The sequence below is a fragment of the Hydrogenophaga sp. PAMC20947 genome (genome assembly GCF_004795855.1).
GTDB lineage: Bacteria > Pseudomonadota > Gammaproteobacteria > Burkholderiales > Burkholderiaceae_C > Hydrogenophaga.
In genome coordinates this window covers 1,715,428-1,738,503 of record NZ_CP039252.1, presented here as the reverse complement: position 1 = coordinate 1,738,503, position 23,076 = coordinate 1,715,428, and the positions used below count along the sequence as shown (strand labels likewise).

Genomic DNA, 23,076 nt, shown 5'->3' with positions numbered 1-23,076 from the left:
CAGGGCTTCCGTGAAGTATTGCGGGTTGGGCAAAGCCGGGGCCGTTCCGGACCGCGTGCCTGGAACCCGGAACGCCGTCGATCCGGCCAGCCGGTTGACCAGCGTTGCCCCTTGGGGGGGAGTGACGCCGCAAGGCGGCGCAGGGGGATTCTAGGGTTGCGCAGGGGGGAACTTGGCTCTGTACCACTCGTGGAAATGCCGCATGCCATCTTCCATGGGGCTTTGGTACGGGCCTGCTTCGTTGTCGCCGCGGGCCATCAAGGCTTTGCGGCCCGCGTCCATGCGCTCGGCAATCTCGTCGTCTTCGATGCAGGTTTCCATATAAGCCGCGCGTTGGGCCTCGACAAACTCGCGCTCGAAGGCCGCAATTTCTTCGGGGTAGTAGAACTCCACCATGTTCAGCGTCTCGGTCGGACTGACCGGGTGCAGGGTTGAGACCGTCAGCACGTGGGGGTACCACTCCACCATGATGTGGGGGTAGTAGGTCAGCCAGATGGCGCCGTGCTCTGGTGCTTCACCGTTGCGGAAGGCCATGAGCGCCTTGTGCCAGCGCTCATAAGTGGGGCTGCCCGCCTTGCCCTGAAGGTTTTGGGCCCCCACGGTCTGAACCGAATACTCGGGCTTGAATTCCCAGCGCAGATCTTCGCAGCTGACAAAGTTGCCCAAGCCCGGGTGAAAGGGGCCCACGTGGTAATCCTCAAGGTAGACCTCGATGAAGGTCTTCCAGTTGTAGTTGCAGCGGTGCAGCTCCACATGGTCAAGCACCATGCCATCAAAATTCAACTGGCTGCGTGGGCCCATGTTGGCCAGGTCGGTGGCGATGTCGCGGCCGTTGTCTTCAAACAGCAGACCATTCCACTCCCGCAGCGGGTAGTTGTTGAGATCCAGACAAGGATCGTGTGAAAAGTGCGGTGCCCCCAGCAAGCCGCCGGCTTTGCTGCCCGTGCCTTGGCCTCCACTGTAGGTCCAGCGGTGGATCGGGCACACGATATTGCCCCCCGCGCTGCCAGGCTGGGTCGCGCCCAGATTGCCACGCCCCTTGAGCATGATGGCCTGGCGGTGACGGCACACGTTGGACACGAGTTCGATGCCCTGACCCGTGTGCACGAGCGCGCGGCCACCAGCCTCTTGCGGCAAGGCGTGGTAATCACCGGGCTGGGGTACAGCAAGCTGGTGCCCCACATAACGGGGCCCTTGCTGGAAGATGGTTTCCATTTCGCGCTGGAACAGCGCGTCGTCAAAATAGCTGGAAACCGGGAGTGGGCTTCTGGCCTGCTGAAATTGAAGACTTAAATCAGACATGGGGGTCCTGACCTGAAGGCTCCCCCTATGAAGGGGCAGGGTAAGCGCTGGTCGAAAAATCAATTCGCGCGGGATGGGTGGAGTGGTGCGTCCCTCCGGATCAGCGAGACCCGACAGTGGAGAAAAAAAGAGGGCCGATTGTACCCTTTTTGACCTTGTCCTGCATCGGGGAAATGCTGTAGCAGGCCTCGGTTTTTTGGCTGGAGCGGCACGGGTTGAGGTGTTCGTTGAAGCAGAGATCGAGGTTGGCCCGGGGTGGATCTGTGTTTTCAATCCAGATCAACGCGAACGTCGGAAGTCGATGTGCAGGGTCTTTGAGCCGGGTTTGAAGGGCGCGTTGGTGCACCGGCTTTGGTTTGGGGTGTCGCGCGGATAAAATGGGTGGTTTTGGGGCGTTGGCCTGCGAATGCCGCAGATGCTCGCGTCCTGCTCCATAGACTTCGGAAGAAGCCCTTTCTTGAGCCTCATCCGTTCCAACGCCTGCATGACCGCATCGACCCCGTCCAAAACGACCCGAACCAGCCGCGCTTCAACCGCTGCGGACACGCCCGCCAGCTACGAGGCCGCTTTGGCCGAGCTGGAACAGTTGGTGGGTCAACTCGATGCCGGGCAACTGCCTTTGGACCAATTGCTGACCCATTACCAGCGAGGCGCTTTGCTTTTGTCATTTTGCCGCGCCCGTCTGGCCGCGGTCGAGCAGCAGATCCAGCAGCTTGACAATGGTGAACTCAAGCCCTGGGAGGGTGCATGAGCGCTGTTTTTTCCAGTTGGCGCACAGAGCAGCAAAACCGTGTTGAGCGTGCGCTCGGCGAGTGGGTTTCGGCAGACGCTCCCGCCCGCCTGGGCGAGGCCATGCGGTACGCCGTGCTGGATGGCGGCAAGCGCCTGCGCCCCCTGTTGGTGCTGGCCGCTGCGGAAGCAGTGAGTGGAGATGCGGACATGTCGCTTCGCGCGGCTTGTGCGGTGGAGTTGATACACGCTTACTCATTGGTCCACGACGACATGCCCTGCATGGACAACGACGTGCTTCGCCGCGGCAAGCCGACGGTGCATGTGCAGTTTGGTGAAGCACAGGCGTTGCTCGCGGGTGATGCGTTGCAGGCGCTGGCGTTTGAGTTGCTGGTGCCGGATGAACCGGGGACCGATGCGCTTCTGGCGTCCCGTTTGTGCCGGCTGCTGGCGCGCGCGGCCGGCGCCGCCGGGATGGCAGGGGGGCAGGCGATTGATCTGGCCAGTGTCGGCTCGCGCCTGGACCAGCCTTCGCTGGAAACCATGCACCGCTTCAAGACGGGTGCGTTGTTGCAAGCCAGCGTGGTGATGGGCGCTGCCACGGGCCAAACGTCGCCAGCGGTGATGCAACACCTGGTCGCCTATGGCGATGCGCTGGGGCTGGCCTTTCAGGTGGTTGACGATATCCTGGACGTGACCACCGACTCCGCAACGCTGGGAAAGACGGCAGGCAAAGACGCTGCCAGTGACAAGCCCACCTTTGTTTCCTTGATGGGTCTGACCGGTGCACAGGCTTGTGCCGACCAATTGCTGGACCGGGCGCACGATGCTTTAAGGCTGACGGCGTTGACCCACACCGATCATTTGCACGGCTTGGCCAACTGGGTTGGTCAGCGCAGCAGCTGACCCACCAGGACGCCGATGCCAATGCCGCAACACGAGACTGCCATGAGTTCCCTCCTCACTTCGATCCATTCGCCAGCCGACTTGCGCCGCCTTTCGCGCGCGCAATTGCACCCGCTGGCGGACGAGTTGCGTGCCTTTGTGCTGGACAGTGTTTCGCGCACCGGCGGCCACCTCAGCTCCAATCTCGGAACCGTTGAGCTCACCGTGGCGCTGCACTACGTGTTCAACACACCCGAAGATCGCCTGGTGTGGGATGTGGGCCACCAGACTTACCCACACAAAATCCTGACCGGGCGCCGTGAGGGCATGGGCAGTCTGCGCCAATTTGGCGGTATCAGCGGATTCCCCCGGCGAAACGAAAGCGAATACGACACCTTTGGCACTGCGCATTCGTCGACAAGTATTTCCGCTGCGCTGGGCATGGCCCTGGCGGCGAAAATCCAGGGCAATGGGCGCCGTTCCGTTGCCATCATCGGCGATGGCGCCATGACCGCTGGCATGGCCTTCGAGGCCCTTAACAATGCAGGTATTGCCGATGGCCGGCTGCTGGTGGTACTCAACGACAACGACATGTCGATCTCGCCGCCTGTGGGCGCGCTCAACCGCTACCTGGCCCAGCTCATGAGTGGGCAGTTTTATTCCGCAGCCAAGAATGTGGGCAAGCAGGTGCTCAAAGGCGCGCCGCCGCTGTTCGAACTGGCCAAACGGCTTGAAGAGCATGCCAAAGGCATGGTCGTGCCCGCCACACTGTTCGAGAAGTTCGGATTCAACTACATCGGGCCCATTGACGGCCACGACCTCGATTCCCTGATCCCCACACTGGAGAACATTCGCCACTTGCTGGACACCGACAGTGGTCCGCAGTTCCTCCATGTGGTGACGAAAAAGGGCCAAGGCTACAAGCTGGCTGAGGCCGATCCAGTGGCCTATCACGGGCCCGGAAAATTCGATCCTGCAGTGGGGCTGACCAAACCCGCAACGCCTGCCAAGACCACCTTCACACAAGTGTTCGGTCAATGGCTTTGTGACATGGCCGCCGCCGACGACCGCCTCGTTGGCATCACGCCAGCGATGCGTGAAGGCTCGGGCATGGTGGCTTTCGAGCGCCAGTTTCCGGCGCGGTATTTTGATGTCGGTATTGCCGAGCAGCACGCAGTCACCTTCGCCGCTGGCATGGCCTGTGAGGGCCTGAAGCCTGTGGTCGCGATCTATTCCACGTTCTTGCAGCGGGCCTACGATCAGTTGATTCATGACGTCGCTTTGCAAAACCTGCCCGTGGTGTTTGCGCTGGACCGGGCCGGGCTGGTGGGCGCCGATGGCGCTACCCATGCCGGCGCTTACGACATCGCCTTTCTGCGCTGCATCCCCAATATGTCGGTGGCCTGCCCGTCCGACGAAGCGGAGTGCCGTCAGCTGTTGTCAACCGCCTTTGCCCAGAATCATCCGGTCGCAGTGCGCTATCCACGGGGTGCGGGGGTTGGCGCTGCCGTCCCTGCGGGCCTGGAAGGTTTGCCGTTTGGCAAAGCGCAGGTCCGTCGCCGCGGAAGCGAGGTGGCGATTCTGGCCTTTGGAAGCTTGTTGCACCCGGCGTTGCAGGCTGCAGAGCGCCTGAATACCACGGTGGCCGACATGCGCTGGGTCAAACCACTGGATCTGGATGTGTTGCGTGAGCTGGCCCAATCTCACAGCGCGCTGGTGACGGTGGAGGAGGGTTGCACCATGGGCGGTGCGGGCAGCGCTGTGCTGGAAGCCTTGCAGGCCGAAGGCTTCAATCTGCCGGTATTGGTCCTGGGCCTGTCCGATACGTTCATTGAGCATGGCGATCATGCCAAGCTGCTGGCCAACGAAGGCTTGGATGCGGTGGGTATCGAAGCATCGATCCGCGCCCGTTTCGGGTCGCTTGTTCGGGGTCCTGTACCGCTCAAAGTGGTGGGCTGAACGCAAAACGCCTGGTGATCAAGGCACCGCCTGTTGAATAATTTTCAACAGGCTTGTGAGCGGGGGTCATTCCGCAGGGGGATAGTGGCCTTTCATAGCAAATAATGCACGCCTGTCGCCATGTTCCCGAGGGAAAACCCGCGCGGAGTCTGAATTTTGGCCCTCTACAATCTGATGGCCCTTCGGCATTTCATTTGCTCCCGACCATGATCTGGTTGGAGCAGATTCAAAAATCAATGAATGGAGAAGAAACTATGGATCGTCGTTCCGTTATCAAGCATGCAGGCATTGCCGGCGTGCTCGCAGCAGGCGTTGCGCCCGCTGCGCACGCCCAAGCCGCTCTGCGCTGGCGCCTTGCTTCCAGCTTCCCCAAGGCGCTGGACACCATCTTCGGCGCAGCAGAAGTCTTTGCCGAAAAAGTCAACACGATGACCGCTGGCAAGTTCACTATTTCGGTGCATGCCGGTGGTGAACTGATGCCCGCATTCGGCGTGGTGGACGGCGTCCAGCAGGGCACCGTGGAAATGGCACACACCGCTCCCTACTACTTCTTCGGCAAGAACGAAGCGTTTGCCCTGGACTGCGCTATTCCATTTGGTCTCAACAGCCGCCAGCTGACCGCCTGGATGTACGACGGCAACGGCATGAAGCTGATGCGTGAGTTCTACGACCAGTACAACATCGTGAACTTCCCTGGTGGCAACACAGGCGCCCAGATGGGTGGCTGGTACCGCAAGGAAATCAAGAGCGCAGAAGACATCAAGGGTCTGAAGATGCGCATCGGCGGTTTCGCCGGCAAGGTGCTGACCAAGATGGGTGGCGTGCCCCAAAACATCCCCGGTGGCGAAATCTACCAGGCGCTGGAAAAAGGCACCATCGACGCAACCGAGTGGGTCGGTCCTTACGACGATGAAAAACTGGGCTTCCAAAAGGTTGCCAAGCATTATTACTACCCAGGCTGGTGGGAAGGCGGCGCTCAGCTCGACTTCTTCATCAACAAGGCGGCTTTCAACGCGTTGCCCAAGGAGTACCAGGCCATCGTCGAGGCGGCTGCTTCCCATGCACACGTCGAAATGCAAGCCCGTTACGACGCGCGCAATCCGGCCGCCCTCAAGCGTCTGGTGGCTGGCGGCGCCAAGCTGGCTGCATTTCCCAAGTCGGTCATGGACGCTGCGTACAAGAACTCGATGGAGCTGTACACCGAGTTGAACGACACCAACCCCGCTTGGAAAAAAATCTACGCGGATTATTCGACTTTCCGCAAGGATCAAAACCTGTGGTTCCGATTCACCGAAGCCACGTTTGACCGTTACATGCAATCGGCCAAGCTGTAATCTCGGCACAGCGCTGAAAAAAAACCCCGCAGTCGCGGGGTTTTTTGCGCAAGTTCTTGTCAGAATCTCTCAGTCTGTAAATCCTGTTTACAGCTCTCTGAACAGCGGGTCATCTGGTTTCAAAAGACCGAACGCCTGCCCTTTGTACCCGCACAACCGGGGAATTTTCATGCAGCTATTGCTTCGCTTATCCCGTCTGATTGACGCTATCAGCACCCTGGTCGGCAAAACGGCCATGTGGCTCATTTTGGCGGCCACGCTCATCAGCGCCGGCAACGCCATCATCCGCAAGGTATTTGGCACCAGCTCCAACGCCTGGCTGGAAATCCAGTGGTACCTGTTCGCCGCCGTGTTCATGCTGGGTGCGGGATACGGCTTCTTGCGCAATGCCCATGTGCGCATTGACTTTCTCTCCAACATGTTCAGCGACCGTGGCCGCAACTGGGTCGACGTGGGCGGCATCATTCTGTTTCTCTTCCCACTTTGTTACATCATGGTGAGCTTGGGTTGGCCTTTGCTGGATCAGGCTTACACATCGGGCGAAATGTCGTCCAACGCAGGCGGTTTGATCCGTTGGCCCATGTATGCCATGGTTCCGGCGGGTTTTGCCCTCTTGTTTATGCAAGGCATCTCCGAATTGATCAAGCGCATTGCCTTCCTCACGGGCAATGGACCCGACGTGTTGAGTCACACAGGCCCCAGCGAAACCGAATTGCTGGCTGAAGAAATCGCCGCCCAGGAAAAAGCCCGTCAAGCGGGAGCTTCGTCATGATCGAACTGTTGACCAACAATTTTGTGCCGGTGATGTTCATCGGCTTGCTCGTGTTTTTGCTGGCCGGATTCCCGGTCGCTTTCTCGCTTGCTGCCACCGGGCTGTTTTTCGGCTTGGTGGGCATGCAGCTGGACTTGTTTCCACCCAACCTGTTCCAGGCGCTGCCCCTGCGTGTGTTCGGCATCATGCAGAACGAAACACTGCTGGCAATTCCATTCTTCACGCTCATGGGCATCATCCTGGAGCGCAGCCGAATGGCGGAAGACCTGCTGGAAACGGTGGGTCAGGTGTTCGGCCCGCTGCGGGGTGGTGTGGGTGTTGCCGTCATCCTGGTGGGGGCCTTGCTGGCCGCCACCACCGGCGTGGTCGCGGCATCCGTGATCTCCATGGGCTTGATTGCCATGCCCATCATGCTGCGCTATGGCTACAACCGCACGATCGCCACCGGCACCATCACCGCCTCCGGAACGCTGGCGCAAGCCTTGCCGCCCTCGCTGGTGTTGATCGTTCTGGCCGACCAGCTGGGTCGCTCGGTGGGTGACATGTACGCCGGTGCCCTGTTGCCTGGGCTGATGCTGGTGAGCTTGTACCTCCTGTTCATTTTGGTGGTGGCGTTTGTACGGCCCAAATGGGTGCCTGCGCTGCCGCTGGAGGCACGCATTTACTCCGAGCCCAGTGGGGCCAGCGGTCATTTGTCGTTGCTGGCCCTGTTCGCGTTGTGTACCGCTGCCGGGTTTGGCTGGTCACAAATTCACGACTCCGTGATGGGCCCCTGGCTGGGCCGAGAAGACCCGGCGGCTCGCGACGAAGTGTTCATTTTGTCGACCACGGTGGGTTCCTTTCTGGCGCTGGGTCTGGCCATGGTCAACAAGCTGTTTGGCATTGGCCTCCTGTCGCGCCTGACGGAGCGTGTCACCTTCGTGTTGATCCCGCCGCTCGTGTTGATCTTCCTGGTGCTGGGTACGATTTTCCTGGGCATTGCAACGCCAACCGAAGGCGGTGCCATGGGGGCTTTGGGTGCGCTGCTGATGGCCGCTGGTCGCCGCACGCTCTCGTTCGACTTGCTCAAGCAGGCCCTGGAAAACACCACCAAGCTGGCGATCTTCGTGATGTTCATCCTGATCGGCTCGACCGTGTTCAGCTTCACCTTCAACGCGGCCGATGGTCACGTCTGGGTGGAGCACCTGTTTGACAAGTTGCCGGGTGGTCAGCTGGGGTTCCTGCTGGTGGTCAACGCTTTGGTGTTTGTCTTGGGCATGTTCATCGATTTCTTTGAAATCGCGTTCATCGTGGTGCCCATGCTGGTGCCAGTGGCCACCAAGCTCGACATCAACCTGATCTGGTTCGGCATCATCCTGGCGATGAACCTGCAGACCTCGTTCCTGACGCCGCCGTTTGGCTTTGCGCTGTTCTATTTGCGCAGCGTGGCAGCACGCAGCGACTACGACGACGTGGTCACGGGCGAACGCATCAAGGCGGTGACGACGGCACAGATCTACAAGGGGTCGATCGCCTTCATCTTTCTGCAGGTGATCATGGTGGCCGTCATCGTGTTCAATCCCGGTATCGTCACAGGCAACCTGGACAAAGCCGTGGTGGTCGACGAAAACGCCATCGACAACATGCTGGAAAACATGCCGGGCCAGGACTACTCCATGCCCAAGGCTGGCGCCTTCGTGGTTCCTCCGCCGCGGCCGTCCCAGATGGAAGTCCCGGGTATGCCGGAAGCGGCGCCTGCTGAAGAAGAGGATCCAGCCAAGGCGCTGGAAGACCTCTTCAAGAAGACCGAGTAAAGGGGCAGGACGGCATGCGCGTGAATGTCAAAGTGCTGGATGACCGCATGGCGGATCAGTTGCCCGCCTATGCCACCTCAGGCAGCGCAGGCCTGGATTTGCGCGCCTGTCTGGACGGGCCGCTGACCCTGGCGGCCAACGCCTGGCAATTGATTCCCACGGGCCTGGCCATTCACCTGGCCGACCCGGGGTATGCGGCCATGATCCTGCCGCGGTCGGGCCTGGGGCACAAACACGGCATCGTGCTGGGCAATCTGGTCGGTCTGATCGACAGCGACTACCAGGGGCAGCTCATGGTGAGTGCGTGGAATCGCAGCGATGTGGCGTTCACCATTGAGCCGATGGAGCGCATTGCCCAGATGGTCATCGTGCCTGTGGTTCAAGCGCAGTTGCATGTCGTGCATGAGTTCACCGAGGCCAGTGAGCGCGGTGCTGGTGGATACGGTTCGACCGGCCGAGGCTGACCCGAAGCAATCATGTAAACCGCCCTTTCAGGCGAAAGAAAACCCTGCACAGCGATTGCTGTGCAGGGTTTTTTGCTGGCGGCCAAAGGGGCCTGTGGCGCGTCAAACCTTGACGGTGGACATGTAGCTGTTGAAAGCGTTTTCCGAGAAACGGGACCACAGCAGCTGGTCGCGCTGGAAGGCTCGCATGTCCTGGTGGATCTTCTTGAAGGTGGCCGACTTGGCCTCATGCTCGGCAAACACTTCCATGGAGGCCTTGAAACCGGCATCCAGAATGGGCTTGGGGAAGGCCTTGAGCTTGGTGCGGGCAGCCACCAGGCGCTTCAGTGCACCAGGGTTCATGGCATCGTATTTGGCCGTCATGTCGCGCGCAGCAACATCGGTGGCCGCATCCACAATGGCTTTGAACTCCGGGCTCAATGCCCCGTAGGCTTTGGTGTTGATGAAGAACTCCAGTTCGGCACCACCTTCCCACCAGCCGGGGTAGTAGTAGTAGGGGGCAACTTTGTTGAAGCCCAGCTTTTCATCGTCGTAAGGGCCCACGAATTCGGTGGCATCCAGCGTGCCCTTTTCCAGCGACTGGTACACCTCGCCCGCCGGAATGTTCTGCGAAATCACCCCCAGTTTGGCCATGGCCTCGCCAAACAGACCGCCACCCATGCGCATCTTCAGGCCCTTCAGGTCGGAGACCGTCTTGATCTCCTTGCGGTACCAGCCACCCATCTGGGTGCCGGTGTTGCCCGCACTGCGGCTCTTCATGTTGAACTGGGCATAGAAGTCGTCCAGGAGCTTGCGGCCATTGCCATGCTCCATCCAGGCGTCCATCTGCCGGGCCGTCAAACCAAACGGTACCGCGCAGCCAAAGGCAAACACGGGGTCTTTGCCCGTGAAGTAATAGGGAGCGGTCTGGGCCATTTCGACCGTGCCTTGCTGTACGCCATCGACCACGCCAAAAGCGGGCATCAGCTCACCCGCCGCATGCACCGTCACTTCGAACTTGCCGCCCGACAGGGCTTTGACGGTCTTGGCGAAGGTTTCGCCGCTGCCAAAAATGGTGTCCAGGGACTTGGGAAAGCTTGACGCCATGCGCCAGCGGACGGCCGCCTGAGCGTGCACGGCCGGTGCAACACCAGCAACCAATACGCCAGCCAACCCGGCGTTTTTGATGAGAGAACGGCGATCCATTGGGGCTCCTGTAGAAATGGGAATCAAAAAAGGGTGGAGACACAGGCGATTGTCCCCAGGCAGGGAACTGCCCACAGTGTCAGAAGACGGTTGTGTGGAAGCGCTGCGCGCTTCCGAAAAGAGAGCAATCGTAGGCGATTGTCTGCTCTGTGCGGGTGGTTGCCCCCCACACCTTGTCAAGCGGGTGACTGAGCGAAGCTCTTGAAAGGCAGGCGTCAGGCGTCAGACGCCAAGCACCTGCAGCAAGCCGGACTCAGTGCAGGGTGGGGGGCTGGTTGGCCTGCGCATCGGGCTGACTGGCGTCGCCTGGGCCGACCTGCATGTTGAAGAAGCCCGTGCCCAACGAGCCTTGACCAACTTCGTCGAGTTCGGCCTCACGCACGTTGTGAACTTCCAGGTGGATGCGCAAGGCGATTCCTGCCAGGGGGTGGTTGGCGTCCATGACCACGTGATCCGGGTAGATGTCGCTGACGAAGTACAAGCGGTCTTTGGGCGCTGCAGGGTTGCACCCTTCGGGCAAGCCTTCAAACCCCATGCCTTCGTCCAGCTTTTCCGGAAACAGGTGCCTCGGTTCGAGGAACAGCAGCCGGTCGTCGTAGTCGCCAAAGGCATCCACGGGTTCGAGCTGCAAATCCACTTTTTCGCCAGGCTCGTGACCTTGCAACGTTTCTTCGATCTTGGCGAGCAGGTCTTTGCCCCCGACCAGGAACTCAACAGGTTCGTCCAGGGTGTCCAGTTCTTCACCCAAGGTGTCTTTTAGGGTCCAGGTGAGCGAGACCACGCATTGTTTGGTGATTTTCATCCGACAATTGTCCCATGACAACAGCCCACAACGCTCACCCCTTTGCTTCTGAATCCCTGCCAGTTGATCCGAACCCGCTGGCGCCTCGAGCCATGCTGGGCGGCTTGTCGCCGGAGCAATTCATGCGGCGCCACTGGCAGAAAAAGCCATTGTTGATCCGCAATGCCTTTCCTGGGTTCAAACCACTGCTGGATCGGCCCACGCTGTTTGCCATGGCTGCCGATGAAGCGGTGGAGTCGCGCCTGATTGTGCACAAGGCGGTCGGGTGGACGCTCAAGCAAGGTCCCCTGGCGCGCAATGCATTGCCGCCACTGAAGCAAAAATGCTGGACGCTGCTGGTGCAGGGCGTGGACTTGCACCTGGACACGGCGCACGACTTGCTGCAGCGCTTCCGGTTTGTGCCCGATGCGCGACTGGATGACCTCATGATTTCCTGGGCCAGTGACGGCGGAGGCGTTGGGCCCCATTTCGACAGCTACGATGTGTTCTTGCTGCAGGCCAGCGGGCAACGGCGCTGGCGCATCGGGCGGCAAAAGGACCTGTCCCTGGTGCCCGATGTGCCGCTCAAGATCCTGAGCAACTTCGAGCCCGAGGAGGAGCACCTGCTGAATCCAGGTGACATGCTCTACCTGCCGCCCCGTTGGGCGCATGACGGCGTGGCAGAAGGCGACGACTGCATGACGTACTCCGTGGGCTTTCGAGTGCCTCAACGTGCTGGCCTGGCCGGTGAATTGCTGCTTCGCATGGCCGATGAATTCGAGGACAACACCTTGTACCGGGATCCGGCGCAGCCCGCCACGGCAAACCCCGCGGCCATGCCCGCGGCGCTGGAAGCTTTTGCAGCAGACGGCCTCGCGCGTTTGCTGCGCGAGCGGCGGTCGCTGGCTTGCGCGTTGGGAGAGGTGATGACCGAGCCCAAGCCCAAGGTCTGGTTTGACGAGCCTTCCCAAGGCTGGTGCATGGGTCCGTTGAAGCTGGACCGGAAGACGCGCATGATGTATGACGATCACCATGTGTTCATCAATGGCGAGAGCTACAAGGCTGCCGGTGCCGACGCCCGATTGATGCGACAACTGGCCGATCGGCGCGAGCTGGATGCCCGTTTGGTGGGCCGTGCCAGCGAGGGCGCACAAGGCTTGTTGCAGGACTGGTTTGAATCGGGGTGGCTGCACTGCGTGGCAGCCGTTTGACCGATAGAGCTATTGCTTTCAGAAAGGAGCTTCCATGACGTCCCCCGCTGATGTTGCACCCGCGTCCTTGCCAGAAGGGCGCATGGAAGGGCGCGAGGCTTTTGTCGATCTGATCCGCAGCGCGCTGGCGTGTGCTGCCCGGGAAGGCTGGACGCCCTTGGTGCTGAGCGATGCAGATTTCGCTGATTGGCCCCTGGGCGAACGGGCGGTCCTGGAAAGTCTCAATGCCTGGGCCACGAGTGGGCGGCAGCTGCATTTTCTGGCGAAAGATTTCAACGTGATGCGCGACCGCCACCCCAGGCTGGTGCAGTGGCGCACGACCTGGTCCCATCTGGTCGATGCGCGTGTGTGTTCGGGAGCTGCTGGCGAGGGCCTGCCGAGTGCACTCTGGACACCTCGCTGGACGATGGAGCGGCTGGATACCAACCATTGCACTCTGGTGGCCAGTACCCAGACCACGAGCCGGGTGGCCTTGCGCGAGCGCCTTGATGCGTGCTGGCACCGCGGCTCACCGGGATTTCCGGCGAGCGTGCTGGGATTGTGAACTTTTCTAGTTTGGTTGGTTTTTTACAACAGCATTCTGTGTCCAAAAGAAAAATGCATCGAGGGTAAATACGGATGTGCCTTCCCCGGATATGATTCGAATCTAGTCTTAAGGCCGGTTCATCAAACGGCTGTCTGACTGGGTCGATCTAGCCTGAATCAACGGTTCGGGTTTTTTTTTGGTTGACCCAAGAATTTTTGTTGTTTGTTCATCCTCATCCTTAGGAACCTTGTCATGAAAAAATCTCTGTTGCTCGCTACCTTGTTGGCCGCCATTGCCCTGACCGCTTGCGGTAAAAAAGAAGAAGCCGCTGTTGAAGCGCCAGCTGCTGCCGTGATGGACGCCGCCAAAGAAGGCGCTGCCGCCACGATGGAAGCCGCCAAAGAAGGCGCTGCTGCCACTGCTGATGCCGCTTCTGCTGCAGCTGACGCCACCAAGGATGCCGCTTCTGCCGCAGCTGACGCTACCAAGGATGCCGCTTCTGCTGCAGCTGACGCTACCAAGGATGCCGCTACAACTGCAGCCGATGCTGCCAAAGAAGCTGCCGACAAGGCCGCTGCAGCCGCCAAAGACGCTGTCAAGCCTGCACAGTGATCTGAGCGGAACGCCTGACCTGTACAGGTCAGGCAAAACCCTCATAAAAAAACCGCCTCCTGGGCGGTTTTTTTATGGGTTGTCGCCACGGCGTGTGGCCAGGGCTGGCAATTTGCCTGCCCTCCAGACCACGGTCACTTCAGATCGTCGACCAGAATCTGCACGATGCGTTGGGCATCGGTGAGGGGTCCAGGCTGGCCTTGCGCGTCGAGCACGGTGACCGTGCTGAGCGTGCCGGCGGTGCTGACCTTGATCTGGTACTTGGCTGGCGTTGCCTCGGGCTTCTTGCTGCCAAACAGGCGCCCGAAGAAGCCGGGCTTCTTTGCGTCCGCGGCAGCGGTTGGCACGTAGCGCACGAAATAGGTCCCTTGCGCCCGGTCACGGTCTTCCACCGTGAAGCCTGTGCGGTCCAGGGCCAGGCCCACGCGGCGCCAGGCGCGGTCAAAGTCTTCGTCCATCTGGACGGCAGGGCGCTCCGACACAGTTACGACGCGGGCGGCGGACTGGCTCGGCGCAGCAGCCGTGACAGCCTTCGCCTGGGCTTCACTCACCCCCAGTTTGACCATCATGCGGCGCAAAAATTCAGTCTCGAGCTCGGGATCTGCCTCGCGCGGTTGCCAGGCGGTCTGGTCTTTTTGCGAGCTGGTGTAGACCTCTATCATGCCGCGGTGGCTGATGTAGATCTCGGTTTTGCCGTCGCCACTGCGCTCAAGCCGGGTGCGGAACTTGTCGCGCTCACCAGACGAGTAAACGCCTTCGAATACCTTGCCGATGGTTGACCGGATGAAGTCTTGCGGGATCTTGGCGCGGTTTTCGGCCCAGTCGGTTTCCATGATGCCGAGCTTTTCCTGCTCGGTGTTCAGAATGAAGCCGTTCTCTTTCCAGAATTCGCTGACCAGGCCCCACAGCTTGTCGGCAGGGCGGTCGACCACCAGCCAGCGCTGGTTGCCCGAGCGTTCGATGCGCACGTCTCCGACCGTGTTGGTGGCGGTGATGGTGTTGCCGGGCACAGCGATTTGCGCGGCTTGCTGGCCACTGGCGCTGGTCACGCCGCCAGGAACGTTGTAGCGGTTGTCCCTGCTGAGCTGTGTCAGGTCGGGTGGGACGTCCAGCGTGGTGCCGGGTTTGGCGCTTTTGTAATCGATCTTGTCTTCTTGCAGGATGGTGCAACCGCTGACCACCAGCGCAGCCAGCGAAACCGCTCCGATGCGGGCGAGGCGATTGGGCAGGGCGGCGGTGATTTTGCGATTGAAGCTCATGGATGACTCTTGCATGTTGCGGACTCGAGGGTTGAGATAGCGTGAGACGGGCCGGACCTAGCCCAGCAGACCACCTTCTTTGAGGGCGGTTTCCAGCAAGGGTTCCAGGCTGCGGGACATGGGTGTCAACGGCAGGCGCATGGCTTCTTGGCACAGCCCCATGCGGGCCATGGCCCACTTCAGTGGAATGGGGTTGGCTTCGAGGAACAAAGCTTTATGAACGGGCATCAGACGCAGCTGGATGTCCATGGCCTTGCGGGCGTCGCCCGCAATGGCCGCGACACAGAGCTCGTGCATCTGGCGTGGCGCAATGTTGGCCGTGACGCTCACGTTGCCTTGACCGCCACACAGCATCAAGGCAACCGCAGTGGGATCGTCGCCAGAGTAAACAGCGAAGCCCTTGGGCACTTCGCGGATCAGCCATTGAGCTCGCTCGATGTTGCCGGTGGCTTCTTTGATGCCGACAATGCCGGGCAGTTGGGCCAGGCGCAAGACGGTGTCCAGCGCCATGTCGGCCACGGTACGACCGGGCACGTTGTAAAGCACCATGGGCAGGTCATGGCCCGTTGCATCAGCGATGGCCTTGAAGTGCTGGTAGAGGCCTTCTTGCGTGGGCTTGTTGTAGTAAGGAACAACTTGCAGCTGGTAGTCCGCGCCGACACTCTTGGCAAACTTGGCGAGGTTGATGGCCTCTGCGGTGGAGTTGGCGCCGCAGCCAGCCATGATGGGCACGCGTTTGGCCGCTTGCTCCACAGAGACCCGGATGATTTCGCAATGCTCTTCGACGGTGACGGTGGGTGACTCGCCCGTGGTGCCGACGACGCAAATGCAATCCGTACCTTCGGCGATGTGCCAGTCGATCAGCTTGCGCAGGGCGGGGTAGTCGATGCGTCCGCCTTCGGACATGGGCGTGGCGAGGGCGACGATGCTGCCGGTGATGGTGGTCATATACGGGAATTCAAAAAAGGTTGGTGGACACAGGGAGGCTGGAGTCCTCGCGTGCTCGGCCCATCTTCCATTCTACTCAGTGGCGTCGAGTTGAAATCGGGCTGGCTCGGCAGGCGAGGTGCCCGGTTTTCGCACGGCCACAATGCGCTGCAGGAATCGAGGCGGGTGGTCGCAGTATCCCTCTTCGAATGCGACGGTGGCCAAGTCGGCGGTGGCCTGGAGGAGTTCACCGGGGCGCAAGAGAAAGTCGGGCCGTGCGGGCTTTCCGACGGTTTCATTGCCCTCAGCGAACGTTTCGTAGATCAACACGCCGCCGGGCGCCACACTGGCCACCAGCTGCGCAATGAGCGGGCGCCAGAGGTAGTTTGTGACGACCACGGCATCAAAGGTCTGTCCATCGAGAGGCCACGGACCGTTTTCAATGTCGGCTTGAATCGCCCGCCCCAAAGGTGCCACGGCTGCGATGGCTTCGGGCGAGCGGTCAATGCCGGTGACCGCATGACCACGCTGTGCCAGCCATCGCATGTGCCGGCCGTGACCACAGGCCACGTCGAGCACCGCGCCACCCGCCGGGATGAGGTGACCCCAGCGCTGGACCCAGGCTGATGGTGTTTCGCTGCCGTGTGCCATCAGAAGCAGCTCCAGACCATATCGGCCATGCTCACCAGGAAGGCGGGGCGGCTGTAGAGCGCAAAGGTCGCCAGCAGGACCAGCGCAACGGCTGACCAGCTGAGCGCGCGCACCATCACCGGTCTCATGCCGCCACGCCCGCCATGCGCTGGGGCCCCCGTTCGATGGGGGTTTCCCGCACAGGCAGGTTGATCAAGGTGGCGAACACGCCCAGCGCAATGGCGAGATACCACACGATGTCGTAGCTGCCCGTGTGGTCGTACAGGTAGCCGCCCAGCCACACGCCCATGAAGCTGCCGATCTGGTGACTGAAGAACACGAAACCGCCCAGCATGGACATGTGTGCCACGCCAAAAATCTGCGCCACCGTGGCGTTGGTGGGCGGAATGGTGGACAGCCACAGGAGGCCCATAACCCCGGAGAAAATGTAGACACTGGTGGGTGACAGGGGCACCAGCAGGAAGACGCTGATGGCAATGGCACGGCCCATGTAAATGAACGCCAGGATGTAGCGCTTGGGCATCTGCTGGCCCAGGACGCCGGCGGCGTAGGTGCCGATCACATTGAACAGGCCGATCAAAGCGAGGGCATAGCTGGCAACCTGGGGCGAAAGACCGTTGTCCTTCAAGTAGCTGGGCATGTGCACGCCGATGAAGACCACCTGAAAACCACACACGAAGTAGCCTGCCATGAGCAGCTGGAAGCTGCGGTACTGCATGGCTTCCTTGAGCGCCTGGAGAATGGTTTGCTCGCGGGCGACGGTTTGTCCGCCGATGAAACCGGGTTCGCGCAGCCCACGCGCCAGCGGCATGATGAGCAGCACCGCTGCGGCCAAGGTGATGAGTGCGTTTTGCCAGCCGAGTGTGCTGATCAGCCAGCCCTCCAGCGGGACCATCAAAAACTGGCCGAAAGAACCCGCAGCCGCAGCCACACCCATGGCCCACGACCGTTGTTCGGCGGGTATCTGGCGGCCAATGACGCCGTAAATCACAGCGTAGGTCGTGCCGGCCTGTGCGGCGCCGATCAGCACACCGGTGGTCAGCGTGAAGGCCAGGGGCGAGGTTGTCCAGGCCATGCCGATCAGCCCCAGGGCGTAGAGGAGCGCGCCGCCGGCGAGCACACGCATGGCCCCAAAGCGGTCTGCGGCCATGCCCGCGAAGATGCCCACAACACCCCAGGAGAGATTTTGTACCGCGAGGGCCAGCGAAAAGCTTTCGCGGGTCCAGCCTTGTGCCTGGGTGATGGGTTGCAGCCAGAGGCCAAACCCGTGGCGTACGCCCATGGAGAGCGTGACGATAGCGGCGCCACAGGCCAGAATTTGCCAAGCGGACAACCGGGGGCTGCGACGCGGTTTGCGTCTGAGGAATCAGTCATCCTGCAAATGTAGCCAATTCAGGGTGAGCATGCGCTGGGGCAGGGTGTCGTAAACCTGTGAAATTTGTCTGGGACTTTGATGCGGTTGGCGCATCGATGCCACGCTTTGGGCATTCGATATGTTGATATGTACAGTGTTTGTCAACGCGCAGGGCTACAATCCGCCCCCATGGCGACCCAAAGCAACTCTGAATATTCCGAAGGCTCCATCCGCGTCCTCAAGGGCCTGGAGCCGGTGAAACAACGCCCGGGCATGTACACCCGGACCGACAACCCGCTGCACATCATCCAGGAGGTGCTGGACAACGCGGCCGACGAAGCGCTGGCGGGACACGGCAAAAAAATCAAAGTCACCTTGCATGCAGACCAGTCGGTCAGCATTGAAGATGACGGCCGCGGCATTCCGTTTGGCATGCACCCGGAAGAAAAAGCGCCCGTGGTGGAGCTGGTGTTCACGCGGTTGCATGCCGGTGGCAAGTTCGACAAGGGCAAGGGCGGTGCCTACAGCTTCTCGGGTGGCTTGCATGGTGTTGGGGTGAGCGTGACCAATGCGCTGTCAACCCGGCTTGACGTGATCAGCTACCGCGAAGGACAGGTGGCGCGCCTGGCATTTTCCGCCGGCGATGTGATTGAGCCTCTCACCATCCAGCCCAAAGGCGATGGCGATCGCAAGCAGGGCACCACGGTGCGTGCCTGGCCCGATCCCAAGTATTTTGAATCTGCTGCGCTGCCGATGAACGAGCTGATGCACCTGCTGCGCAGCAAAGCGGTGCTGATGCCCGGCGTCAGCGTGACGCTGGTGAATGAAAAGACCAAAGACACCCAAGTCTGGCAATACAAAGGCGGCCTGCGAGATTACCTTCAGCAGACGCTCAATGGCGACCCGGTGATTCCCTTGTTTGAGGGCGAAGGCTTTGCCGACAGCGGCCACGACAGCTTCGCCGAGGGCGAGGGTGCTTCCTGGTGTGTGGCGTTCACCGAAGATGGCCACCCCGTGCGGGAAAGCTATGTCAATCTGATCCCCACCAGTGCCGGCGGCACGCACGAGAGCGGTTTGCGCGACGGGCTCTTTCAGGCGGTCAAGAGTTTCATCGAATTGCACGCTTTGCTGCCCAAGGGCGTGAAGCTGTTGCCCGAAGATGTGTTCGCACGGGCTTCGTATGTGCTCAGCGCCAAGGTGCTGGACCCCCAGTTTCAAGGCCAGATCAAGGAACGTTTGAACTCGCGCGACGCGGTGCGTCTGGTGGGCAGCTATGTGCGCCCCGCGCTGGAGCTGTGGCTCAACCAGCACGTGGATTACGGCAAGAAACTGGCCGAACTCGCGATCAAAGCGGCCCAGAGCCGCCAGAAAGCGGGTCAAAAGGTTGAGAAGCGCAAGGGCTCTGGCGTGGCGGTATTGCCGGGCAAGCTGACCGATTGCGAAAGCCGTGACCTGGCCCACAACGAGGTGTTTCTGGTGGAGGGCGACTCCGCCGGTGGCAGCGCCAAGATGGGACGCAACAAGGAAAGCCAGGCGATCCTGCCGCTGCGCGGCAAGGTGCTCAACACCTGGGAGGTCGAGCGCGACCGGCTGTTTGCCAACAACGAGATCCACGACATTGCCGTGGCGATTGGGGTGGACCCTCACGGTCCCCTGGACACGCCGGACATGAGTGGTCTGCGGTACGGCAAGGTGTGCATTTTGAGCGATGCCGATGTGGACGGTTCACACATCCAGGTGCTGCTGCTGACGCTGTTTTTCCGCCATTTCCCCAAGCTGATCGAAACTGGGCACCTGTATGTGGCCCGTCCGCCCCTGTTCCGTGTGGATGTGCCGGCGCGGGGGAAAAAGCCCGCCAGCAAGCAATACGCGCTGGACGAGGGTGAGTTGCATGCGATCCTGGACAAATGTGAGAAAGAGGGCGTGTCGCGCGAGAAGTGCCCGATCAGCCGGTTCAAGGGCCTGGGCGAAATGAACGCCGAGCAGTTGTGGGACACCACGCTGAACCCCGACACCCGCCGCTTGATGCCGGTGACGCTGGGCGGGTTGGATTTCGCCGGAACCGAGGCGCTGATCACCAAGCTCATGGGCAAAGGGGAGGCGGCCTCAAGGCGCGAATTGATGGAGTTGCATGGCGACTCCGTGGAGATCGACGTTTGAGGACTTCGTGGGGTGCCACCTGGCGGCGAAGCGCGGTGGCGCTTGCGCTGTTGTTGTGTGCGCCTGCCTGGGCCCAGATCTGGGGCTATGTCGACCGGGGAGGGGCAACCCATTTTTCCGACCACCGGGTCGACAATCGCTACGAACTTTTTTACAAAGGCATCGCGGACAGTTCACCGGTGGCGGGAGGCCAGCGCAGCGCCGCGTGGGCCCGCCCGGGCGTCGGAGCAGCGTTTGATGTGTCGACCCGCTACAAGGCGGTGCGCTATCTGATCCGGGAGGCAGCGACCGCCTACGGCGTGGAATACGAGTTGCTCAAAGCGGTGATCGCCACTGAATCGGGGTTCAACCCGCGTGCGGTCAGCCCCATGGGGGCGGTGGGGCTGATGCAACTGATGCCTGAGACCGCGCAGCGGTTTGGTGTGAAGGCACAGGCCCGGCAATCGGTGGAGCAGCGCCTGACCGATCCCCGCACCAATGTGCATGCAGGTGCGCGCTACCTGGCATGGCTGATGAAGCGGTTTGATGGTGAAATCGAGCTGGCGCTGGCTGCTTACAACGCCGGCGAAGGTGCTGTGCGGCGCGCTGGCCGACAGGTGCCCAACTACCGTGAAACCCAAGACTATGTGGCCAAGGTGATGCGATTGCACCAGGATCTGCGCCCGCCCAAGGCGGTGTTGCGACAGCGGGCTGATGCCCGCGAAGCGATCGCCCGCAAGGAAGCTGTGCCTGTAGCCGCGCTGTGAGCGGGCCAGCCAAACAACGAATTTGATGAAGACCCCATGGACACGATGAATCCCGAATTGCCTCTGGACACGCCCGGCGAACCCGAAGCTGACAGCCTGGCGGCCTACGCTCAGCGCGCCTATCTGGAATACGCCTTGTCGGTCGTCAAGGGGCGTGCCTTGCCCGACGTGTGTGACGGCCAGAAGCCGGTGCAGCGGCGCATCCTGTACGCCATGGACCGCATGGGTCTGAGCTTCTCAGGCAATGCGGCCGCCAAGCCGGTTAAAAGCGCCCGCGTCGTGGGCGATGTGCTGGGCAAATACCATCCGCATGGTGATTCGGCTGCCTACGACGCACTGGTGCGCATGGCGCAGGATTTTTCGCAGCGCTACCCGCTGATCGATGGCCAGGGCAACTTTGGCTCTCGAGATGGCGACGGCGCGGCTGCCATGCGTTACACCGAGGCGCGCCTGGCGCGAATCTCCGGCCTGTTGCTGGACGAGATCGACGAAGGCACGGTCGATTTTGTGCCCACCTACGACGGTTCGTTTGAAGAGCCCAAACAACTCCCTGCGCGCCTGCCCTTCAACTTGCTGAACGGCGCCTCGGGCATTGCCGTGGGCCTGGCCACCGAGATCCCCAGCCACAATCTGCGCGAGGTGGCCGACGCCTGTGTGGCCTTGATCAAGTCCCCCAAACTCAGCGAAGAAGAGTTGCTGGCCATCTTGCCTGGCCCGGATTATCCGGGTGGCGGGCAGATCATCAGCCCGGCCAGCGATATTGCCGATGCTTACCGCACGGGTCGCGGCAGCCTCAAGGTGCGCGCGCGCTGGAAGATCGAAGACCTGGCGCGGGGCCAGTGGAATCTGGTGGTCACAGAATTGCCACCGGGCGTCAGCTCGCAAAAGGTGCTTGAAGAGATCGAAGAGATCACCAACCCCAAGGTCAAGACCGGCAAGAAGGCGCTGAGCCAGGACCAGACCCAGCTCAGGGCCAGCATCTTGATGGTGCTCGATGGCGTGCGCGACGAGTCGAGCAAGGATGCGGCGGTGCGCCTGGTGTTTGAGCCCAAGAGCAGCCGCATCGCCCAGCAGGAGCTGATCACGGCGCTGTTGGCGCACACCAGTCTGGAGACCTCTTCACCGATCAACCTGACCATGATCGGCATCGATGGTCGCCCCACGCAAAAATCTTTGCGGCTGATGTTGACGGAATGGATTGAATTCCGCCAGACTACGATCACCCGCCGTTCGCAGCACCGCCTGAACAAGGTGCTCGACAGGATTCACATCCTGGAAGGCCGTCAGCTCGTTTTGCTCAACATCGACGAGGTGATTGCGATCATTCGTCAGGCCGAAGATCCCAAGGCCGCGTTGATCGATCGCTTTCAACTCAGCGACCGCCAGGCCGAAGACATTCTGGAAATTCGCCTGCGCCAGCTCGCACGGCTGGAAGCGATCAAGATCGAGCAGGAACTCGGCAAGCTGCGCGATGAGCAGGGCAAGCTGGAAGACATTCTGGGCAACCCGGGCAGCTTGAAACGCCTGATGGTCAGGGAGATCGAGGCCGACGCCAAGGTGTTTGCCGATGGGCGCCGGACATTGATCCAGGCCGAGAAAAAAGCTGTGGTTGAGATCAAGGTGGTGGACGAGGCTGTGACCGTGGTGGTGTCCAGCAAGGGCTGGGTGCGTGCACGCACCGGCCATGGCCACGAGGCAGCGAGCTTCGCCTTCAAGGCTGGCGATACACTGCATGGCACCTACGAATGCCGCACGGTGGACACGCTGATCGTCTTTGGCGGCAATGGCCGGGTGTACTCGGTGCCGGTGGCCAGCTTGCCAGGGGCGCGCGGTGACGGACAACCCATCACCACCCTGATCGAACTGGAGAGCGGCACGCAAGCCCTGCACTATTTCGCAGGGCCTGCCAACGCCACGCTCCTGCTCAGCAGCACGGGTGGTTATGGGTTCCTGGCTCAGGTCGAGAACCTGGTGTCGCGCCAGAAAGCCGGCAAGACATTCATCACGGTGGGGGACGGAGAGTCGGTGTGTGCACCGTCCCACGCGGCCAACACAACCGGAGGCCAGCCATTGGCTGCGGCTACCCATGTGGCCTGTGCCTCGACGGGTGGTCGTATCCTGACCTTTGAGATCACCGAGCTCAAGACCATGGAGAAGGGTGGGCGCGGCCTGATGTTGATCGATCTGGAGGCCAAAGACACGCTGGCTGGAGCGGTGGCTTACACGCGCAGCGTGAAGATCGAAGGCATTGGCCGCGGTGGCAAAGAGCGCGATGAAACCCTGGAAATCCGAAGCCTGAATAACGCCCGCGCTGCCCGCGCCCGCAAAGGCAAGGCGGCCGATCTGGGCTTCAAGCCCAACCGGATCACGCGCGTCGAGTAAGCTCGAATCGGCTAAGGAAAACAGGCTCCTGAACAGGGGCCTGT

The 23,076-nt window shown here is 61.1% G+C and carries 21 protein-coding genes; 13 read left to right on the top strand and 8 right to left on the bottom strand.

Annotated elements, in window-relative coordinates; genetic code table 11:
• Positions 1-150: 150 nt before the first annotated feature.
• Entirely contained in the window at positions 151-1,302 is a 1,152-nt protein-coding gene (locus E5678_RS07740) for an aromatic ring-hydroxylating dioxygenase subunit alpha (protein WP_136177980.1), read from the bottom strand.
• A gap of 484 nt (positions 1,303-1,786) precedes the next feature.
• Between E5678_RS07740 and xseB the strand changes: the two genes are divergently transcribed.
• The 7 genes from xseB (at position 1,787) to dut (ending at position 9,238) form a co-directional block, all read left to right on the top strand.
• Positions 1,787-2,053, top strand: coding sequence for an exodeoxyribonuclease VII small subunit (gene xseB, locus E5678_RS07735; RefSeq protein WP_136180684.1), 267 nt, complete (start codon positions 1,787-1,789; stop codon positions 2,051-2,053).
• Positions 2,050-2,937 carry a polyprenyl synthetase family protein gene (locus tag E5678_RS07730; RefSeq protein ID WP_136177979.1) on the top strand — a complete coding sequence of 296 codons (888 nt, stop codon included), beginning with the start codon at positions 2,050-2,052 and terminating at the stop codon, positions 2,935-2,937. Before xseB ends, E5678_RS07730 begins: the two co-directional genes overlap by 4 nt.
• A gap of 42 nt (positions 2,938-2,979) precedes the next feature.
• Positions 2,980-4,875 (top strand): 1-deoxy-D-xylulose-5-phosphate synthase, encoded by a 1,896-nt coding sequence (dxs, locus tag E5678_RS07725; RefSeq protein WP_136177978.1) that lies wholly within the window; start codon positions 2,980-2,982, stop codon positions 4,873-4,875.
• A 254-nt stretch (positions 4,876-5,129) separates the two neighbouring features.
• Positions 5,130-6,209 carry a TRAP transporter substrate-binding protein gene (locus tag E5678_RS07720; RefSeq protein WP_136177977.1) on the top strand — a complete coding sequence of 360 codons (1,080 nt, stop codon included), beginning with the start codon at positions 5,130-5,132 and terminating at the stop codon, positions 6,207-6,209.
• A 169-nt stretch (positions 6,210-6,378) separates the two neighbouring features.
• Positions 6,379-6,981, top strand: a complete 603-nt coding sequence (locus E5678_RS07715; protein ID WP_136177976.1) for a TRAP transporter small permease subunit — start codon at positions 6,379-6,381, stop codon at positions 6,979-6,981.
• The gene (locus E5678_RS07710; protein ID WP_136177975.1) at positions 6,978-8,774 is read left to right on the top strand and encodes a TRAP transporter large permease subunit; all 1,797 of its coding nucleotides are present in this window, start codon (positions 6,978-6,980) and stop codon (positions 8,772-8,774) included. Before E5678_RS07715 ends, E5678_RS07710 begins: the two co-directional genes overlap by 4 nt.
• A gap of 14 nt (positions 8,775-8,788) precedes the next feature.
• Positions 8,789-9,238, top strand: coding sequence for a dUTP diphosphatase (gene dut, locus E5678_RS07705; protein WP_136177974.1), 450 nt, complete (start codon positions 8,789-8,791; stop codon positions 9,236-9,238).
• A gap of 102 nt (positions 9,239-9,340) precedes the next feature.
• Here dut and E5678_RS07700 read toward each other — a convergent pair whose 3' ends face one another.
• Together E5678_RS07700 and E5678_RS07695 are read right to left on the bottom strand one after the other, a co-directional pair.
• On the bottom strand, positions 9,341-10,423 hold the full coding sequence (locus E5678_RS07700; protein ID WP_136177973.1) for a TRAP transporter substrate-binding protein: 1,083 nt from the start codon (positions 10,421-10,423) through the stop codon (positions 9,341-9,343).
• A gap of 253 nt (positions 10,424-10,676) precedes the next feature.
• Positions 10,677-11,225 (bottom strand): FKBP-type peptidyl-prolyl cis-trans isomerase, encoded by a 549-nt coding sequence (locus E5678_RS07695; RefSeq protein WP_136177972.1) that lies wholly within the window; start codon positions 11,223-11,225, stop codon positions 10,677-10,679.
• Positions 11,226-11,317: 92 nt separating this feature from the next.
• On the opposite strand from E5678_RS07695, the gene E5678_RS07690 reads away from it, so the two are divergent.
• The 3 genes from E5678_RS07690 to E5678_RS07680 all read left to right on the top strand — a co-directional run bounded on the left by E5678_RS07690 (position 11,318) and on the right by E5678_RS07680 (position 13,553).
• Positions 11,318-12,415 carry a cupin domain-containing protein gene (locus E5678_RS07690; RefSeq protein ID WP_247597007.1) on the top strand — a complete coding sequence of 366 codons (1,098 nt, stop codon included), beginning with the start codon at positions 11,318-11,320 and terminating at the stop codon, positions 12,413-12,415.
• A 34-nt stretch (positions 12,416-12,449) separates the two neighbouring features.
• Positions 12,450-12,959 carry a hypothetical protein gene (locus E5678_RS07685; protein WP_136177970.1) on the top strand — a complete coding sequence of 170 codons (510 nt, stop codon included), beginning with the start codon at positions 12,450-12,452 and terminating at the stop codon, positions 12,957-12,959.
• A 234-nt stretch (positions 12,960-13,193) separates the two neighbouring features.
• Positions 13,194-13,553 carry a hypothetical protein gene (locus E5678_RS07680; RefSeq protein ID WP_136177969.1) on the top strand — a complete coding sequence of 120 codons (360 nt, stop codon included), beginning with the start codon at positions 13,194-13,196 and terminating at the stop codon, positions 13,551-13,553.
• 134 nt (positions 13,554-13,687) lie between these two features.
• Here the strand turns inward: E5678_RS07680 and bamC are convergent, their stop codons facing one another.
• The 5 genes from bamC to E5678_RS07660 all read right to left on the bottom strand — a co-directional run bounded on the left by bamC (position 13,688) and on the right by E5678_RS07660 (position 17,672).
• On the bottom strand, positions 13,688-14,812 hold the full coding sequence (gene bamC / locus E5678_RS07675; protein ID WP_136177968.1) for an outer membrane protein assembly factor BamC: 1,125 nt from the start codon (positions 14,810-14,812) through the stop codon (positions 13,688-13,690).
• A 57-nt stretch (positions 14,813-14,869) separates the two neighbouring features.
• Positions 14,870-15,760 (bottom strand): 4-hydroxy-tetrahydrodipicolinate synthase, encoded by an 891-nt coding sequence (gene dapA, locus E5678_RS07670; RefSeq protein ID WP_136177967.1) that lies wholly within the window; start codon positions 15,758-15,760, stop codon positions 14,870-14,872.
• Positions 15,761-15,832: 72 nt separating this feature from the next.
• Positions 15,833-16,390 carry a class I SAM-dependent methyltransferase gene (locus E5678_RS07665; RefSeq protein WP_136177966.1) on the bottom strand — a complete coding sequence of 186 codons (558 nt, stop codon included), beginning with the start codon at positions 16,388-16,390 and terminating at the stop codon, positions 15,833-15,835.
• Positions 16,390-16,518: a hypothetical protein gene (locus E5678_RS22810; RefSeq protein WP_281728104.1), complete on the bottom strand. Its 129-nt coding sequence runs from the start codon at positions 16,516-16,518 to the stop codon at positions 16,390-16,392. Before E5678_RS22810 ends, E5678_RS07665 begins: the two co-directional genes overlap by 1 nt.
• A complete protein-coding gene (locus E5678_RS07660) occupies positions 16,515-17,672 on the bottom strand; it encodes an MFS transporter (RefSeq protein WP_136180683.1) in 1,158 nt (385 codons plus the stop codon). Before E5678_RS07660 ends, E5678_RS22810 begins: the two co-directional genes overlap by 4 nt.
• Before the next feature lie 261 nt (positions 17,673-17,933).
• Between E5678_RS07660 and E5678_RS07655 the strand changes: the two genes are divergently transcribed.
• The 3 genes from E5678_RS07655 to parC are packed head-to-tail and all read left to right on the top strand — an operon-like array spanning position 17,934 to position 23,032.
• Positions 17,934-19,904, top strand: coding sequence for a DNA topoisomerase IV subunit B (locus tag E5678_RS07655; RefSeq protein WP_136177965.1), 1,971 nt, complete (start codon positions 17,934-17,936; stop codon positions 19,902-19,904).
• Positions 19,901-20,650, top strand: coding sequence for a lytic transglycosylase domain-containing protein (locus E5678_RS07650; RefSeq protein ID WP_168708512.1), 750 nt, complete (start codon positions 19,901-19,903; stop codon positions 20,648-20,650). Before E5678_RS07655 ends, E5678_RS07650 begins: the two co-directional genes overlap by 4 nt.
• A gap of 45 nt (positions 20,651-20,695) precedes the next feature.
• Positions 20,696-23,032, top strand: a complete 2,337-nt coding sequence (gene parC / locus E5678_RS07645) for a DNA topoisomerase IV subunit A (protein WP_136180682.1) — start codon at positions 20,696-20,698, stop codon at positions 23,030-23,032.
• Positions 23,033-23,076: the final 44 nt, after the last annotated feature.

What these genes read in the sequence shown, in the direction of transcription:
- xseB (WP_136180684.1), top strand. Translation starts at nt 1,787, where the DNA reads ATGACCGCATCGACCCCGTCCAAAACGACCCGAACCAGCCGCGCTTCA.
- E5678_RS22810 (WP_281728104.1), bottom strand. Translation starts at nt 16,518, where the DNA reads ATGAGACCGGTGATGGTGCGCGCGCTCAGCTGGTCAGCCGTTGCGCTG.
- E5678_RS07730 (WP_136177979.1), top strand. Translation starts at nt 2,050, where the DNA reads ATGAGCGCTGTTTTTTCCAGTTGGCGCACAGAGCAGCAAAACCGTGTT.
- E5678_RS07740 (WP_136177980.1), bottom strand. Translation starts at nt 1,302, where the DNA reads ATGTCTGATTTAAGTCTTCAATTTCAGCAGGCCAGAAGCCCACTCCCG.
- E5678_RS07700 (WP_136177973.1), bottom strand. Translation starts at nt 10,423, where the DNA reads ATGGATCGCCGTTCTCTCATCAAAAACGCCGGGTTGGCTGGCGTATTG.
- dapA (WP_136177967.1), bottom strand. Translation starts at nt 15,760, where the DNA reads ATGACCACCATCACCGGCAGCATCGTCGCCCTCGCCACGCCCATGTCC.
- E5678_RS07690 (WP_247597007.1), top strand. Translation starts at nt 11,318, where the DNA reads ATGCTGGGCGGCTTGTCGCCGGAGCAATTCATGCGGCGCCACTGGCAG.
- E5678_RS07715 (WP_136177976.1), top strand. Translation starts at nt 6,379, where the DNA reads ATGCAGCTATTGCTTCGCTTATCCCGTCTGATTGACGCTATCAGCACC.
- E5678_RS07695 (WP_136177972.1), bottom strand. Translation starts at nt 11,225, where the DNA reads ATGAAAATCACCAAACAATGCGTGGTCTCGCTCACCTGGACCCTAAAA.
- dut (WP_136177974.1), top strand. Translation starts at nt 8,789, where the DNA reads ATGCGCGTGAATGTCAAAGTGCTGGATGACCGCATGGCGGATCAGTTG.
- E5678_RS07665 (WP_136177966.1), bottom strand. Translation starts at nt 16,390, where the DNA reads ATGGCACACGGCAGCGAAACACCATCAGCCTGGGTCCAGCGCTGGGGT.
- E5678_RS07660 (WP_136180683.1), bottom strand. Translation starts at nt 17,672, where the DNA reads ATGGGCGTACGCCACGGGTTTGGCCTCTGGCTGCAACCCATCACCCAG.
- E5678_RS07720 (WP_136177977.1), top strand. Translation starts at nt 5,130, where the DNA reads ATGGATCGTCGTTCCGTTATCAAGCATGCAGGCATTGCCGGCGTGCTC.
- dxs (WP_136177978.1), top strand. Translation starts at nt 2,980, where the DNA reads ATGAGTTCCCTCCTCACTTCGATCCATTCGCCAGCCGACTTGCGCCGC.
- parC (WP_136180682.1), top strand. Translation starts at nt 20,696, where the DNA reads ATGAATCCCGAATTGCCTCTGGACACGCCCGGCGAACCCGAAGCTGAC.
- E5678_RS07685 (WP_136177970.1), top strand. Translation starts at nt 12,450, where the DNA reads ATGACGTCCCCCGCTGATGTTGCACCCGCGTCCTTGCCAGAAGGGCGC.
- E5678_RS07710 (WP_136177975.1), top strand. Translation starts at nt 6,978, where the DNA reads ATGATCGAACTGTTGACCAACAATTTTGTGCCGGTGATGTTCATCGGC.
- E5678_RS07655 (WP_136177965.1), top strand. Translation starts at nt 17,934, where the DNA reads ATGGCGACCCAAAGCAACTCTGAATATTCCGAAGGCTCCATCCGCGTC.
- E5678_RS07680 (WP_136177969.1), top strand. Translation starts at nt 13,194, where the DNA reads ATGAAAAAATCTCTGTTGCTCGCTACCTTGTTGGCCGCCATTGCCCTG.
- bamC (WP_136177968.1), bottom strand. Translation starts at nt 14,812, where the DNA reads ATGAGCTTCAATCGCAAAATCACCGCCGCCCTGCCCAATCGCCTCGCC.